Here is a 16,063-nt window from a genome sequence, read left to right as displayed (position 1 = left end):
CAATGTTAATGAGTCTTTTTTCTATAGATGATTAGGCCGAAGATTCAGTACCAAAAGGAATGGTGCGCAGTGTTACCTCAAATTCTTGGTTCTCTCTTTTCACTAATAATGTCACGTCACGATCGACCTCTAAATGAGAGACGGCCAGCTCAGCTGCATCATAGTTAGATACTTTTTCATTATTCACTTGGAGGATATAATCCCCGCTTTGAATCACTCCATAAGCAGGAGTGTTAGGAATCGTTTTTACTACCTTCACACGATGGTTTTCTGTACGATTCATCAGGCCCAACCAGCTTTTCCAAAAGGCGTCGCGAATATCAACGTTTTCTTCAAGTACTTTTTTAAAATTAAGTAAGAACTGATAGGTACCAAAGAGCATGTTTTCCATTAGGGATAAACCCAAATCACCAAACCAATCACCCGTATACTCAATATTAACGTTGCAACCACCTTCTACCGGAGTTATGAGCCAGGTGGTTGAATGTCCTTTATTCTCAACAGACACTATTTTTTCATTTTCAATGAGTTCAGTGAATGTGCCCTTGTACGTGACATTCCAGCCATAGTCTAAATAAAGTTCTCCACCAATTCGCAAATCAATGGTGCAGGCCCTCGTTTCCCAGCGATTTCGTTCCTCTGGAATCGTAAGGGCACGCCAGATGCGTGAAGCGTCTGCTTTAATGAAAATATCTTTGCTAGCTTTTACATGTCTATTCATTGTTTTCCTCCTCGAGATATCCTTTTAGGCGTTGTAATTTATAATCAAAGATTGTTTCGAGCTCCAGCTGCACCTTTTGCACCTCAAGCGAATAAACAGCCTGGTTTAAACGATAATAACGGAATTTTCCCTCCTTTCTTACAAGCAGTAATTCTTCGCTAATCAATAAATCAATGTGTTTTTTGATGGCTGGCTGAGATATAGAGAATGCAGCAACAAGATCAGTTTGAGTACATTCTTTATATGCGGTCATCGCTATGATTTCTCGTCTTGTTGGATCCGCAAAAGCTCGGTAAAGATTTGGCATTCTCGTATTGTCCTCCTACATATAACCTTTTAGTTATATATTAAGTGTAACGTAGATCTTTTGAAAATTAAAGGGTTATATAAATTATTTTCCAATATAGTAGGAAATAGATAATAAAATGCCGAACTAATAAGGGAGAGAATGATAAGGATGTGAATAGGATGAAGAACCTATTATTAGGTTTCGGCTTACTTGTAAGTCTAGGTATGGTTGGTTGCTCAAATCAGGTAACAGCGGAAGAACTAGAAATTAGTCCAAGCTTCACACATGAGAATGGAGAAATGTTTGGCAATGACCAAAAGCTAGCCATCATTGGAGGCGACGTAGCTGCAGGGGAAGAGCAAAAATGGATGTGGCATTTCTGGGGTGACGATCTAAGTGGTAAGGAATGGGAGGCTCGTGCTGTACATAGTGAGACAGAAGAAGAAGTAGAGCCATTGGTTCAATTCCAAACACCTCTTGCACCGATTGATGGAGATATTGAGGCCCATGCGGTTTCATCAGTCATGTTTCCAACAGAGGGAATATGGAAAGTGCAAGCTTATATTGAAGGAGAGTTTTTTGACGAGATCATTGTCGAGGTTTTACCAGAGGGAGCTTTTGATGAAGAGCGTGAAGCGGCAGAGCAAGAGGAGCAATTGATGTTTGCAGGTTCAGATGAATATGCTGGAGGATATTACTGGGCTAATGCTATCAAAAGTGAAGAACAAGTCGATATTGTGGTTGGAATCAATGTCTCGGAGCAGCAGCGTTTTAATATTGAAGTAGCGGATCGTGTTATCTTTGATCGAAACAACTCCTACACAATAAAAGGAGATGAAATAGCTGTAGATGAAACCATATTCTCAACAAATGAAGAAGGTCATCTTTTAATCAGGTCCACTCACCCTATACGTATGGTGGAGGAGTTGGACCAGATAACGATTCGAATTTTAGATGGAGAGAGTAGGGAAGAGATTTACAAGTTGATTCTTGAAGAAATCTAATTGAGGGGCTCATCATTTACTTGCTGTTTAATCGTAACTGGTTATTACCTTAATACACACAGAAATTAGAATGTCTCTCAAACATGAGTAATGAAAGCGTAGTAATTTAAAAACTACGCTTTTTGTGTTGTTAAGATTTTTTATATCAACCTTCTTAGAAATACCTCGATTTCTCCTTTGAATTTATCATTTTACAACATGTTACTCTCTTTTTTTAAGATCCCAAAATGATAATCATAAAATTCTGTTAAATTATATAACAAGATAATATAGATTAAAAACTATTTTAATAGAGTTTTATATAATAACTTATTGCTTTTTATTATGATAGGCTATTTAATCTCAATGTAATTATATTTACCAATTTTAAGCTTAATTAGCCTATTTATTTTATTAACCTTTCTCTTTTGAACTGAAAAGCGAAAGATTGATTTTATTATCTTAATAAAATTAATTTAGAGGTTTTGCATTTGCATAACAAAATTAATAGATTAAAAAAAGATTGACAAAATATGACGTAGTTCGTAATCTGATTCTATTAATATAAAATTCAGAACATTGGTTCTATTAAAGAACCACTTTCGTTAGGGGGACTAATTGAGTTCAAAGACTGTTCATAAAGCGCTTGATATATTAGAGAAATTTTCAACAGAAACGCCTTCATGGGGACTTAGGGAATTAGCTAGAGAACTTGATTTAAATCATACTGTAGTTCATCGACTATTGAAGACTTTTGAAGAAAGGGGATATCTTTCGAGAAACGAAGATTCTCAAAAATACGAAATTGGTTTAAAGATTCTAGAGCTAAGTAATTTAGTTGATGAAAAATATCAGGTTTCAAAACAACTAGATGCAATTATGCACACAATCTCAAAAGAAACAGGAGAAAGTAGTGTTTTTACTGTTCGTGATAAAGAGCATGGCGTATTCTTGAAAATTGTAGAAGGCAGCAAAACGGTTCGTTTTGCTGAATCAGAAGGTAGAAGGTCGCCTCTGTGTGTTGGTGCTACTCATAAATCAATTCTTGCCTATACTCCAAAAAAAGCATGCAGAGGTGTTATAAAAAAAGCACTTGAAGATCGTTTAATTGACGATGAAAAACTAATTATGAAAGAACTAGAGAAAATCCAAGAGCAAGGATATGCCTATACAAGTGGCGAGACCTTTGATGATGTAGCTGCGATAGCTGTTCCTATTTTTAACTCGAATTTTGAGATCATTGGATCATTAGGCATTGCGAGTCCAACTTATCGTTTAACAGAAGAAGTTGCAAAATCAAAGGTAGATATGTTGATGTCATTTCAGAAAGAGATTCGAGCACTGATAAGTTCAAGAAAAACGATCTTTGAATAATGATGTTAATATTTTTCTTGAGAGGGGGAGAGGAGATTGGCACGTATCTTAGAAGTGGATCACTTGGTTACAGCTTATCGTGGAAAGCAAGGAATGACTAAAGTAGTCGATGGTGTGACTTTTCATATCGATGAAGGAGAAACTATTTGCATTGTCGGCGAATCAGGTAGTGGTAAAAGTGTCACATCTTTGAGTATTATGCGATTAATTGAATTTGAGAATGGTCAGCTACTCGATGGAGAAATTAAATTTAAGGGAGAGGACCTCTCCACTAAAACCCTTGATGAAATGAGAAAAATAAGAGGTTCAGAGATGGCGATGATCTTTCAAGAACCGTTAACCGCATTAAATCCTGTTTTTACTATAGGCAGGCAAATTACAGAAGCCCTCAATTTCCACTTTTCGATGTCAAAAAAAGAATCGTTAATAAAAGCTGAAACCTTGTTAAATCAAGTGGGCATCTCAGAACCTAAGACTCGATTAAAGCAATACCCTCATGAGTTATCTGGAGGGATGAGACAGCGAGTGATGATTGCCATTGCTCTTGCATGCGAGCCAAAATTATTAATTGCAGATGAGCCTACTACTGCTTTAGACGTAACCATAGAGGCTCAGATTTTAGAGTTGCTTCGGAGTCTTCGCAAAGAACGGAATATGTCTATTATGTTAATTACTCATGATATCGGTGTAGCGGCTGAAATGGCCGATCGTCTTATTATTATGTATGCAGGAAAAATAATGGAAGAAGGACGGGCTGACGAATTATTTGATCAGCCGCATCATCCGTATACTAAAGGGTTGCTTGAGTCTGTTCCTTCAATGGATGGAGAAAGAGGAATTACATTAAAAACCATTCGAGGAAGTATTCCAAGCCTGAACAATGTTCCTACAGGTTGTAGGTTTGCCCCTCGTTGCTCATTTGCAACTGAAAAATGTATAGAAGAACCACCTTATATAGCTACGCCTGCTGGTACGGTTGCCTGTTGGCATGTTGACCAAGTTGTGGCTTGCGAGGTGGAAGTATGAATAAACCGTATTTTGACCCAAATAACAAAAAATATATTATGAAAATTTCTAATATTAAAAAATATTTTAAAGTAAAAAAGGGTTTTGAAAAACCTAAGATCGTTCAAGCGGTTGATGGTGTGTCATTCACGATTTATGAAGGAGAGACGCTAGGTCTAGTAGGTGAATCGGGTTGCGGGAAATCTACTCTTGGTCGAAACATATTGAGATTACAGGAACCGACAGAGGGGGAAGTTTACTATAAAGATAATAATATCCTTGAAATAGGACAAAAAGAATTAAGAAAGATTAGAAGAGAACTACAAATGGTGTATCAAGATCCATTTGGATCACTTAATCCTCGTTTTACTATTGGTCAAGCTATCGGTGAAATGTACGAGATTCACGGTCTGGCTAAAGGGGAGGAGAAGGCTCGAAAGATTAAAGAAATGATTGAGCTAGTTGGACTTGATACAAGTCGAGTCAACAGTTATCCTCATGAATTTTCTGGAGGACAAAGACAACGTGTCGGTATTGCAAGAGCTCTTGCACTGAACCCTAAATTTATTGTTGCAGATGAACCGGTTTCAGCCCTAGATGTATCAGTCCAATCACAGATCATCAATTTGCTCATGCGATTGAAAGAAGAGTTAGGTCTGACGATGTTATTTATTGCCCACGGGTTAAATGTTGTAAGACATATTTCTGACCGGGTTGGTGTCATGTATCTAGGTAAGCTTGTTGAAATAGCTGGAACAGATGCTGTATTTGACTCTCCTGCTCACCCTTATACGGCAGCGCTTCTATCAACAGTTCCTGAAGCGGATCCTAGAAAGAAAAAGGAGAGAATTATTCTAAGAGGTGAGGTACCTTCACCGTCTGAGCCACCTTCCGGCTGCCGCTTTCGTACACGTTGTCCAATAGCAACAGAGAAGTGTATCAGTGAGATACCTGAATTGCATGAAATTAGAGAGGGGCATGAGGTGGCTTGTCATTATCCGCTAATTGGCGATATGACACTCCAGCAAGCTATTGCAAATAAACAACTAATTTGAGGAGAGATTAAATGATTACAAAAAAAGAAATTAAAAATAAAAAAGTATATGACGGTTATAAATCTTTTCAATATCTTGAGGCGGGCGAAGATTACAAGGAGTATAAATTAGCAAAAGAAATTGATCGTGTTGAACCCTATGATTATCCGGTATCAGAAGATCAGGAACAAAAGGTTCAACAGATTTTACAAGAGGAACACATTGTCTCTATGCATGAACATACATTTGTTACACCTGAAGATCTTAGTGAATTTTACGAGTTTCGTAGACAAGGGCGTGATTGGACAGGCTATGAAGCTTTAAGCCGCTCAGGATTGGATGTTATTTTTGAAAACTTTATGGATGGAACGGCAATGATCACTTCTCAAGCAGGTTGGAAATGGTCCGATGTTATTCATGATATAGGGATTAGGTTTAGCGACATTGCTCATCAGGATATGGTCATAAAAGCGGAGCGTATAAGTGATTTATATCGTGCAAAACAAGAAGGCAAAATTGCGTTTGTTGGAGCGCTGGAATCCTGCTCGATGATTGAAAATGAATTAGATCGTCTAGATGTTCTTTATGGAATTGGCATTCGGACAATGGGCGTGGTCTATTCAGAGGCAAATGCTCTTGGATCGGGTCTAAGGGAACCTAATGACAGTGGATTAAGTGTTTTTGGAAAACAAGCAGTCCGTAGGATGAACAAACTTGGAATTACTGTAGATATCTCACATGCAGGAGACAAGACATCTCTTGATACGATTGAAACAAGTGAGAAGCCCGTAACAATTAATCATGCTGGTGCCAGAAGCTTATGGGATTCAAAACGTATGAAACCTGATGATGTATTAAAAGCTTGTGCAGATAAAGGTGGAGTAATTGCGATTGAAGCAGCTCCTCATTCAACGATTACAGATAAGCACCCAGCGCACAATATTGAGTCATTTATGGAGCATTTTGAATATACGGCTAATTTAGTAGGCATTAATCATGTGGCATTTGGACCGGATACACTATTTGGAGATCACGTCCGAATTCATGATTTGCTGGCTGGGAAACTTTCAATTAAGTCAGCTCAAAAGAGTGGAATGCAAAAAGTTGAGTATGTAAAAGGGTTGGAAAACCCTGCAGAGTGTTTCCCTAATATTGTAAGGTGGCTGGTGAGCCATGGATACAGTCGTGAGGATATTAAGAAGGTTATTGGTCAGAATATTTTCCGTGTTCTGAAAGAAACGTGGGTTAAGTAAGGGAAATCATGATAAGACATGGGATGGTGAGTTGAACATGATAAGAAAGATCACACTAGGAATGACTTTTGTAGCTAGTTTTAGTTTAATCGCAGCGTGTGCTTATGGTGGTGGGGATGAGAGTGCCCCTGTGACTGGTGGAGGTGATGGAGCTGAAGAAGCTGTAAGCAAGCAAGGCGGACGTGTTTCCATCCCAATTGTAGCAGATCCAACATTTAATCCTTGGCATCCTAATGCATATGCTGAGTCAAATGTTATTAATCGCGTTCTTTTTTCGGGATTGACGAAGCCTGGGAAAGATTTAATTCCCGCTCCAAGTTTAGCTGATTCATGGGAGGCTTCTGAGGATGAACTAGAATGGACTTTCTATTTAAGAGAAGGAGTAACGTGGCATGATGGAGAGGAATTTAACGCAGATGACGTGCTTTATACTTTTAATGAAATTGCATTAAATGAAGAACTTGGTGCAAATAATAGTTCTTTTTTTAAGGATTTAAATGAGGTCGTTGCAGAGGATGATCATACCGTAGTGTTTAAGATGGAAAATCCGGTTGCTGCTTTGCCTGCTTATTTAGGCTTTAACACAGAAATTCTTCCAGAACATCTTTTTAATGGAAAGGATCCTTGGGAGTTCAGTGATTTTAACAAAGCAAATCCAGTTGGAACGGGTCCATTTAAGATAAAAAGCTATACATCTGGTCAAAATATTGTACTTGAACGAAATGATAATTATTTCGGAGAGGCTGCTCATTTAGATGAAATAGAATATAAGGTTTTATCAGATTCCAATACTCATGTAGCACAATTATTGAGTAATGAATTATCAATTTTTGCACTGGATGATACGTCTGCAGTAGAAAGAATTGAGCAAACAGATGGTGTTTCAGTCGATCCTAGAGAGACAACACGTTTCTTTTGGCTCTCATTAAATCAGGAGTATGAACAATACCAAGATGTCCGAGTTCGCCAAGCTATTGCTCATGCTGTAGATCGGGAGAACATTATTGACACGGTTCTTCAAGGGTATGGAACACTAGCGGATGCTGGAATTACTCCTGCTCTTTCGGAGTATTACACCGATGATGTAACACGATTTGAGTACAATCCAGACCGTGCAATCGAGTTGTTAGCTGAGGCAGGGTGGGAACAAAATGATGATGGACTTTTAGAAAAAGATGGTGAAGTTTTTGCAATTAATTTTGAGATAGGAATACAAGGAGACCTTGAACCTATTGCTCAGTTAATTCAGCAATATTTGATTCAAGTTGGTTTTGATGTAAACCTACAAACAATGGAATGGAATTCAATGATTGAAAAAGTGGTCATTAATCGTGACTATGAAATGAGTTTGAATTGGTGGAGATTCCCGAGTGATCCAGACCTTTCACCATACGTACATTCTAATAATGCTGGCACAGGAAACAACATTCCTGGTTATAAGAGTGATGAAATGGATGCACTACTCGAACAAGGAGCACGAACAAGTGATATCGGAGAACGTCAAGACATTTATAAAGAACTACAAGAGTTAATGGCAGAAGAGCAGCCATATATTTTCCTTTGGTATCCACAAGAAGCGCAGGCTAGCATTGATACGCTTCAAGGTGTACCAGAATTAGCTTTTGGCGACGCATTACACTATATAAATGAATGGTATTTAGAGCAGTAACTAGTAGCCCTGCCCCCAAGTGAGCAGGGCTGTTTCTAAAAATAAACAATAAGGAGGGGGAGAATTGGTTAGGTTCCTTTTAAATAGGTTTGGTCAAAGTTTGATTCTATTATTTATTGTTACGTTAATCACTTTTTTTCTTATTAATTTAGCTCCAGGTGGACCTTCTGGAGTCATGAGAATGGAAGCGTCGGAATCGGAACGACAAGCGATGATTGAACGATATCAACTAGATCAGCCGGTAGTAATTCGTTATATAGACTGGATTACAAATGCTGTGACTGGAGATTTTGGTATGTCTTACTCTACAAGTCAGCCAGTTCTTCAACGTGTTATGGAAAGGCTCCCCTATACGCTTGAATTAAGTTTATTTACCATTATCATTGCAGTCGCAGTCGGAGTGGTACTTGGAGTTATTTCATCCGTACGCAGGGGCAAAATAAGTGATCACACTATAAACTTTATTAGTGTAATTGGATTATCTGTTCCAGCATTTTGGCTTGCCCTGATGCTTATTCAGTTTTTTACGATTCAGCTTGGTTGGTTCCCATCATCCGGAGTCGGGGCGAGGGGGGCTGAGTTTAATCTATTGGATTGGCTCTCACATCTTGCTTTGCCTGTGTTTATTTTGGCAACCACAATCTTGCCTAATATAGTGAGATTTACACGATCTTCCATGTTGGAAGTTGTTTCACAAAATTATATAAGAACAGTTCGAGCTAAGGGAGCAAAAGAATCGATCGTAATATATATTCATGCCCTGAGAAATGCACTAATTCCTGTTATATCAATGATTGGAGTTTTAATTCCAAGGTTGTTAAGTGGTGCAGTTATTACGGAAGCTATCTTTGGTTGGCCGGGAATCGGCTCACTCATAATTGAAGCTGCCAAGAGTAGAGATTACCCTTTAGTTATGGGTGTTACAGTCGTCATTACAATTGTTGTTATTCTAAGTAATCTCATTGTAGATATGGTGTATTCGAAGGTCGATCCACGAGTAAAAAATATGTAGAGGATGGAGGTGACAAGTATGGAGTTGATTGATATTCCGATAAATGAAGTCAAAGCGCCAGCTAAACAAAATTTGTTCGTGCGCTTATATAAAAACAAGCTGGCTTTTTATTCTTTGCTTTTTATTATCTTTATTCATTTGATTGTTTTTCTATTACCATTGGTTTATCCACATCACCCTGAAAGACTTACTGAAGCAGGTGTTCATGCAAGTTGGTCTCTTACCCATCCTTTTGGAACAGATGAGCTAGGGAGGGATGTATTGGCACGGCTTTTGTATGGGGGACGAGTAACACTACTTGTGGGACTAGCTGCAATGGCTTGTTCTATTATTATCGGAGTATTAGTTGGTGCGTGTGCAGGTTTTTTTGGAAAAGTAGTTGAAGCTGTTTTGATGCGGATTACTGAGGCGATGATGGCCATACCTAATTATTTTTTTGTTCTCGTGGCTTTAACGGTTCTTGGAACAAGCCCTACAATGGTTATCGTCGTTATTGCTATTACAAGTTGGATGGAGATTGCTAGAGTCGTTTATGGTGAAACACTTCGTTGGAAAGAGTATGAATTTGTTGAGGCAGCTAGGGCTTCCGGCGCGAAAGCGACTCGCATATTATTCAAGTATATCTTACCTCAAATTGTACCATCAATAATTGTGGCAGCCACACTTTGTATTGCGGGCTCTATTCTTACAGAAAGTGCAATAAGCTATCTTGGTTTAGGTATTCAACCTCCCACTCCTACTTGGGGGAATATGCTACAAAATGCGCAACAATATATATGGACTGCACCAGTTCTTGGATTCCTGCCTGGAGTTGCCATTACCTTAGTGGTGCTTGCGTATAACTTTTTAGGTGATGGACTGAGAGATGCTCTAGATCCAAAGAATACGAAATAAGAGGTGAATAAGATGGATATAATTGTAAATAATAATAGGCTTTACTATGAGGAGCACGGAAACCGGAAAGGGGAGACGATTTTTTTCATTCATGGTGCACCAGGATTAGGTGATTGTCGAGGGGATATCAAAGCTTTTTCAAAACTTGGTGATACGCACCGGCTTATTTTTCTTGATATGCGTGGATCCGGACGATCAGAAGATAAGCGTCCCTTCACACACGAGCAATGGACAGCAGATATAGAAGCGGTTCGTCTAGAACTAATCGGTAAGCCAATAATCATACTGGGTGGTTCGTATGGTGGATTTCTTTCATTAGAATATGCCATCCGTTATCCTAATTCAGTAAGTAAAGTGGTTCTACGTGACACAGCTGCTACCCATGAGTTTGATCAGGACTCTGTACAACAAGCACTTGATGCAAATCTAGATGATGTGACAGAGGATGAAATTATTCGCTTATTTGAAGGGGAGGTTCATTCTAATGAGGAATTAAAAAGAGTATTTACGGCAATTCAACCATTGTATACGGTTGAATTTGACAAAGAAGCTGTTCAAAAGAAAATGGATTCCATCTATTATCGCTACGAGACACATAATGACGCATTTAAATATAATAAACCTTCCTATCATATAGTTTCTCAACTAGAAAATATCAAAGTGCCAATGCTTGTAACAGTTGGGCGTCACGATTGGATTACTCCCGTAGTGTGTTCAGAGCAAATAACTGAACATGTACCAAACGCAATATTGCATATTTTTGAAAACAGTGGTCACTCACCACATCATGAGGAGAATGAAGAGTACCTTAAGCTGGTAAAGACGTTCTTGAATTGTTAAGCAGAGAGTGAAAGGTGAGATGTTGATCGGTGTGGGGGTGCAGTAGTGTCTTGATTTTACAAAAAAGAGAAGTGAGATTTTCATCAAATCTTTCATACTATCCAGAATTTGATATGCAAACTTTTACATCCCTCACACTTGAGGGCACCCCACATCTGACAAAAAAGCGGAGACTTAACCCCGCTTACCTTTATTTCCCTTCATATTCTTTGATCTGCTCTTTGATATGTGGCAGTTCTTCTTCGTACATATGCTTTAGTAATTCCGGTACGTCAAGCGGTTCAATGTCTTCGGCTTTTGCGATGGCTTCTTTTATTTCGTCTTCTGCTTGCTTGGATGCAGCTTCTTCGTCTTCTTCTGTCCATAGATTCTTGCTTTCTAGATAGGCTCGGAAGCGAATGATGGGGTCCTTTTCTGCCCATTCTTCATCCAATTCTTCTGTACGGTAACGGGATGGGTCGTCGCCTTGGGTGGAGTGACCACCATACCTGTAGGTGAGGGTTTCTATAAGCGTTGGGCCTTCACCGTTCACTGCACGGTCCCGGGCTTCTTTTGCTGCCTGATAGACTGCAAGAACGTCCATACCATCCACTTGAACACCACGAATCCCTGCGGCTACTGCTTTTTGTGCAACGGATTTGGCTGCTGTTTGCTTCTCGAATGGGACGGATATGGCAAAATGATTATTTTGCACCACAAAAATTCCTGGCGCATTATAAACGCCGGCAAAGTTGATTCCCTCGTAAAAGTCTCCCTGGGAGGATCCACCATCACCAATAAACGCCATAGCAACATTTTCTGGTTGTTTTCGTTTTAACCCAAGGGCTACTCCGGCTGCTTGAATAAAAGCAGCTCCAATAATAATTTGCGGCACAACTACCGGTACATCCTCTGGAATCTGTCCACCGTGCATATGACCTTTAGACCAAAGAAAGGCTTGATATAAGGGAAGTCCGTGGAAGACAGCTTGGGGGATGTCCCGGTAGCTAGGCAGGATCCAATCTTCCTTCTCCAATGCAAATTGTGATCCAACCATTGAGGCTTCCTGGCCTGCGGTTGGTGCATAGAAGCCAAGTCGTCCTTGTCGATTCAGGTTAATGGCGCGTTTCTCCCATGTTCGGGTATACACCATACGTCTCATCATTTCCTTTAGTTGGTCGTCGTCTAAATCAGGAACTTTTGCCTTTTTTGCCACTTTGCCTTTTTTATTCAGAATCTGTATCATCTCTGGTTCGAATTCTTGAAGATTGTTTTCTGTCGCCATCTACATCATTCCTCTCTCCTGCCTCGTTTTTTTCCGTATAAAATGTCTTGTACGTTGTATTAACGAATTAAGAGAATTCTAAACAAAAAAATCCCTCAGCCTAAGATAGGTGAGGGAGGTTAATTATTGCTCTATGGGTTGGGCGTCAATTCCTAAGGTGCGGTAAGGAACAATGATTTTAAAGGCAAGATCGTCCTGTTCCAAATTAATACGCTCTACTTCCACTTGAAAGTTACTCCGGATGTCCATATCAGTTACCGCTACATAAATTTCTTCCTCAGCAGGGTTTACGATAACCCATTCTGGAACGGGCAAGTAACGATCCAAATACTCCATAATTTTTTGGTTAGGAAGCTCAAGTAGACCGAGTGAGATGGATTCCTGTCTCAGAATTAAATCTCCATTTTCCTGAACAACTGGTTCAAAGCGAACAGAGAGGGGGAGTGTTGTTGAAAAGACAGGTAATTCCCCAATTAAATGAATATCTTCATCTATCTCAATTTGATATTGATGGTTTGTTCCTTCTAGAAATTGATCAATATAAGCATTTGAGAGATCATTAATATTCAGTTTAGTTGTTTGCACAATGAATTCGGAGCTTTGACCGTAATCATTGTTTTGATCAGCTGGATAGGTTGCGCTTGGCGCAGGCCAGAAAATAAAGATAACCAGCGCGAGTATAATAGCTATGTTAAAAGCAAAGAGGCCGAAAAACCATAGCTTCCAACTTGTTTTTTTCTTTTCTTGGGTCGCGCGTTCAGTCTGCATGGTCTCATCCTTCGTTTTCACTCAAATAATCTAGTACACGCTGGGCCATTAGCTTATATCCGGTATCGTTTGGGTGAAATTGATCATCGGCTAATAAACTGCCGTCATTATTCTCACTGAATAAGTCCTCAGTCGGAACATAGAAAATTTGCTCATTTTCATCTGAAGCTTCTTCAATCGTGTCATTCCAATCTTCTAAAATGACACCAAGTTCTTCCACATCACCAAAATAATGAAGGTAAGGATTATAGATGCCGAGTAAATAGATGTCGGCATTTGGATTCAGCTCAAATATGGTCTCAGTAATTTCGTCCAAACGCTCTTCATATAAATCCCGCTCTGTATAAAAAGGGTCTAGATCCAGATCCGTAATATTTTCTCTTAGCACTCTCATAATGTCATTGGCACCAATTGTTATCAGGATGATGTCTGATTCTTGAACAGACTCTTCCACTTCAGGAAGACTTAACCGCTCTAACATTTGAGTAGACCGATTTCCCCTAACGCCAAAATTATTCACCGTGACGAGTTGTTCGGATTGGTTAATGGACCGTTCCAAAATACCAACATAACCTCCTTCTTCATTTGTAGCACCAATACCTTGAGTAAGAGAATCGCCGATAGCTGTAATTTTGGTTTCCCTATTTGAAAAGAAGTTAACCGTGTTTTGAGCAGCTCGAACAATAAAATCCGAAAGCGGACCAGATTCTGTTTCTTCCTCTTCAGACTCTTCCTCACTCAACTCCGGGTCTTCCTCTGGAGGGTCCTGCGTTTCAGTCTCTTCTACTTCATCCGAATCTACAATGGTTACCTCTTGAAAGGAAGGCTTAGATTGAGTGGAGAAATTTATATATATACCGATCCCAATTAGGATCAAAATGATTAATAGAATGAGTGTTTTTTTCTTCATTAGTTATCACACCTAGATTTTATGGGATACTTCTTGTTTCATTTGAAATCTCGACAAAAGTCCCTAGTCTACTATTGTATATGACAGAGCGATTGACAATCAATCATTTATATCATTGATAAATTTGGAAGCGTTTAGTTACTAGTCTTAGTCACATCTCTATTCCTCTTCAGGAAGAAATATCCTCTATTTATCTTGACAGAAATAGAGTAAATACTCTATTCTGTATTTAGAGTATTTACTCTATTTGTGGAGGGCTTTTATGAGTAAAACAAAAACGAGAATCTTAGATGTAGCAATCAAGATGTTTAATGAACAAGGAACAGGTTTGGTCTCAACGAACCATATTGCCAAGGAGCTTGGGATGAGCCCAGGTAATCTTTATTACCATTTCAGAAATAAAGCGGAGATTATTCAGGCTATTTTTGAACAGATGATTGTAGATTGGGATGTAGCATGGCAATCTCCTACATTAGATCTAAAGCCTTCTCTTGAAGGGCTTCAAGCAGTGATTCGTTACAGCTTTCAACTAGAATGGAAGTACCGCTTCTTCTATCGTGAATTGATTGTCCTGATAAATAATGATCCTGATTTAAAGGCGAGACATCAAGAAATTCAGAAACAGCGGATGATTGAACAAACCCAATTCTTCGAGCATTTTATTGAGGCGGGAGTCATTCGTAAGCCTGAGGATAGTGGTGTCATCATGGAGGCATTGTTAAAAATAAGTTGGATGATCAGTAATTACTGGCTAGCATTCGTTGAGACAAGTGGAGAGTCAGTGACAGAAGACAAGGTTGAGGAGGGTGTGCAGTTAATCATGACGGTTATCCACCCTTACCTTGTTCAGGAGGACAAATAATTGGAAAAACAGATCTCAAGAAGAGACTTCTTAAAAAGATCAGGAGCAGCTGTGTTCATTCTTTCATGGGCAGGATTAACATGGAGAGCCGTGGACCAAGGTGTATTTAGCACGGGGAAGGGTGCAGCTTATGAACCGTGGGATGGTTCAACTGAGCAAGAAGGCGCGCTTCTATTAGTGAACGATGCCATTCTTGCTTCAAATCCTCATAATACGCAGCCATGGTTATTTAAGGTTAACGCATCCTACATAGAAATATACGCGGATGAATCGCGTAACCTAGGATCACTGGACCCGCTAAGACGAGAGATGTTTATTGGGCTTGGTTGCGCCATCGAAAACCTAATGATATCAGCAAATGCACATGGTTACAGTACTCGCTTACACTATCATCCGAATCCATTAGATTCATCATGTATAGCCCGAGTTGAGCTTGAAAACGAATCTGTACGAAAATCTGAATTATATGATTATATTCCACTGAGACAAACACATAGAGGCGCTTATCATACTGATCGCAAGGTTTCAGCATCGATCCTATCAGACTTAGAAAATCTCATTCTAGACGAACGTCTAGTGAAGCTCAACTGGATTACGACACCAAATGAAAAAAGCAAAATAAGTGACTTAACGGTAAAGGCAACAGAAGCTATTATTGCTAATGAACAGATGAGTGCTGATAGCAACAACTGGTTTAAGGAAAGCTGGAATGAGATTCAAGATGAGCGCGATGGCATTACGCTAGATGCGCAAGGAGGTTCATTTTTTATTCGAACGCTAGGGAAACTATTGCCACCTTTATCACATGAAAAAAACAATGAATTCTGGTTAGCCTCCACTAAAGATACACAAACAGCAACCGCGGCAGCATATGGCATGATTTTAGTGAAAGACGCTGAAGATAATGAACAACGAGCGAGAGCAGGACGTGCATGGCAACGAATGCATTTATATGGAGCGGGTGTGGGCTTAGGCATGCAGCCGTTGTGCCAACTAAATGAAATGGCTGACCACGAGAAGAGTAATGGGCTAAGTGATGACTTTAGAGCGGAATTAATGCAATTAACAAGGGATCCAGGATGGAACAGTATATTTATATTTAGATGTGGATTTCCAGTTAAGGAAACACATAAAAGCCCTCGAAGATCTGTAGAGGATGTAGTGATATAGGTTTAACTCCTAAAA

16 protein-coding genes are annotated in these 16,063 nt (G+C 39.3%); 11 read left to right on the top strand and 5 right to left on the bottom strand.

Features of this window, described 5'->3' with window-relative positions:
• Nucleotides 1–31 precede the first annotated feature (31 nt).
• Both FN960_RS04190 and FN960_RS04185 read right to left on the bottom strand, forming a co-directional pair.
• Nucleotides 32–721 (bottom strand): SRPBCC domain-containing protein, encoded by a 690-nt coding sequence (locus tag FN960_RS04190; RefSeq protein WP_143847226.1) that lies wholly within the window; start codon nt 719–721, stop codon nt 32–34.
• The gene (locus FN960_RS04185) at nt 714–1,028 is read right to left on the bottom strand and encodes an ArsR/SmtB family transcription factor (protein ID WP_143847224.1); all 315 of its coding nucleotides are present in this window, start codon (nt 1,026–1,028) and stop codon (nt 714–716) included. The genes FN960_RS04190 and FN960_RS04185 overlap by 8 nt, the downstream gene beginning before the upstream one ends.
• 161 nt (nt 1,029–1,189) lie before the next feature.
• On the opposite strand from FN960_RS04185, the gene FN960_RS22715 reads away from it, so the two are divergent.
• From FN960_RS22715 to FN960_RS04140, 9 genes are all read left to right on the top strand, one after another.
• Entirely contained in the window at nt 1,190–2,014 is an 825-nt protein-coding gene (locus tag FN960_RS22715) for a DUF4871 domain-containing protein (RefSeq protein ID WP_185970911.1), read from the top strand.
• Between the two features lie 597 nt (nt 2,015–2,611).
• Nucleotides 2,612–3,367, top strand: coding sequence for an IclR family transcriptional regulator (locus FN960_RS04175; RefSeq protein WP_143847223.1), 756 nt, complete (start codon nt 2,612–2,614; stop codon nt 3,365–3,367).
• A 36-nt stretch (nt 3,368–3,403) separates the two neighbouring features.
• The gene (locus FN960_RS04170; RefSeq protein ID WP_143847221.1) at nt 3,404–4,393 is read left to right on the top strand and encodes an ABC transporter ATP-binding protein; all 990 of its coding nucleotides are present in this window, start codon (nt 3,404–3,406) and stop codon (nt 4,391–4,393) included.
• Nucleotides 4,390–5,427 (top strand): ABC transporter ATP-binding protein, encoded by a 1,038-nt coding sequence (locus FN960_RS04165; protein WP_143847219.1) that lies wholly within the window; start codon nt 4,390–4,392, stop codon nt 5,425–5,427. The genes FN960_RS04170 and FN960_RS04165 overlap by 4 nt, the downstream gene beginning before the upstream one ends.
• 11 nt (nt 5,428–5,438) lie before the next feature.
• Complete coding sequence (locus tag FN960_RS04160) at nt 5,439–6,659, top strand: dipeptidase (protein WP_143847217.1); 1,221 nt, start codon at nt 5,439–5,441, stop codon at nt 6,657–6,659.
• A 37-nt stretch (nt 6,660–6,696) separates the two neighbouring features.
• On the top strand, nt 6,697–8,328 hold the full coding sequence (locus FN960_RS04155; RefSeq protein ID WP_143847216.1) for an ABC transporter substrate-binding protein: 1,632 nt from the start codon (nt 6,697–6,699) through the stop codon (nt 8,326–8,328).
• Between the two features lie 64 nt (nt 8,329–8,392).
• A complete protein-coding gene (locus FN960_RS04150) occupies nt 8,393–9,340 on the top strand; it encodes an ABC transporter permease (protein WP_143847214.1) in 948 nt (315 codons plus the stop codon).
• Nucleotides 9,341–9,358: 18 nt separating this feature from the next.
• Entirely contained in the window at nt 9,359–10,234 is an 876-nt protein-coding gene (locus FN960_RS04145; protein WP_260681915.1) for an ABC transporter permease, read from the top strand.
• 12 nt (nt 10,235–10,246) lie between these two features.
• Complete coding sequence (locus FN960_RS04140) at nt 10,247–11,074, top strand: alpha/beta fold hydrolase (protein ID WP_143847210.1); 828 nt, start codon at nt 10,247–10,249, stop codon at nt 11,072–11,074.
• A 190-nt stretch (nt 11,075–11,264) separates the two neighbouring features.
• Here FN960_RS04140 and pdhA read toward each other — a convergent pair whose 3' ends face one another.
• The 3 genes from pdhA to FN960_RS04125 all read right to left on the bottom strand — a co-directional run bounded on the left by pdhA (nt 11,265) and on the right by FN960_RS04125 (nt 14,016).
• Nucleotides 11,265–12,338 carry a pyruvate dehydrogenase (acetyl-transferring) E1 component subunit alpha gene (pdhA, locus tag FN960_RS04135; protein ID WP_143847208.1) on the bottom strand — a complete coding sequence of 358 codons (1,074 nt, stop codon included), beginning with the start codon at nt 12,336–12,338 and terminating at the stop codon, nt 11,265–11,267.
• A gap of 123 nt (nt 12,339–12,461) precedes the next feature.
• Nucleotides 12,462–13,106, bottom strand: coding sequence for a YpmS family protein (locus FN960_RS04130; protein ID WP_143847207.1), 645 nt, complete (start codon nt 13,104–13,106; stop codon nt 12,462–12,464).
• Between the two features lie 4 nt (nt 13,107–13,110).
• Entirely contained in the window at nt 13,111–14,016 is a 906-nt protein-coding gene (locus FN960_RS04125) for a GDSL-type esterase/lipase family protein (RefSeq protein WP_143847205.1), read from the bottom strand.
• Nucleotides 14,017–14,278: 262 nt separating this feature from the next.
• On the opposite strand from FN960_RS04125, the gene FN960_RS04120 reads away from it, so the two are divergent.
• Both FN960_RS04120 and FN960_RS04115 read left to right on the top strand, forming a co-directional pair.
• Nucleotides 14,279–14,878: a TetR/AcrR family transcriptional regulator gene (locus FN960_RS04120; RefSeq protein WP_143847204.1), complete on the top strand. Its 600-nt coding sequence runs from the start codon at nt 14,279–14,281 to the stop codon at nt 14,876–14,878.
• Entirely contained in the window at nt 14,879–16,048 is a 1,170-nt protein-coding gene (locus FN960_RS04115) for a twin-arginine translocation signal domain-containing protein (protein ID WP_143847202.1), read from the top strand. It abuts the gene before it with no gap.
• Nucleotides 16,049–16,063 lie beyond the last annotated feature (15 nt).

It is taken from the genome of Alkalicoccobacillus porphyridii (assembly GCF_007293315.1).
In the GTDB taxonomy this organism is placed as follows: Bacteria; Bacillota; Bacilli; order Bacillales; family Bacillaceae_D; genus Alkalicoccobacillus; species Alkalicoccobacillus porphyridii.
This window is presented reverse-complemented; position numbering and strand designations above follow the sequence as displayed.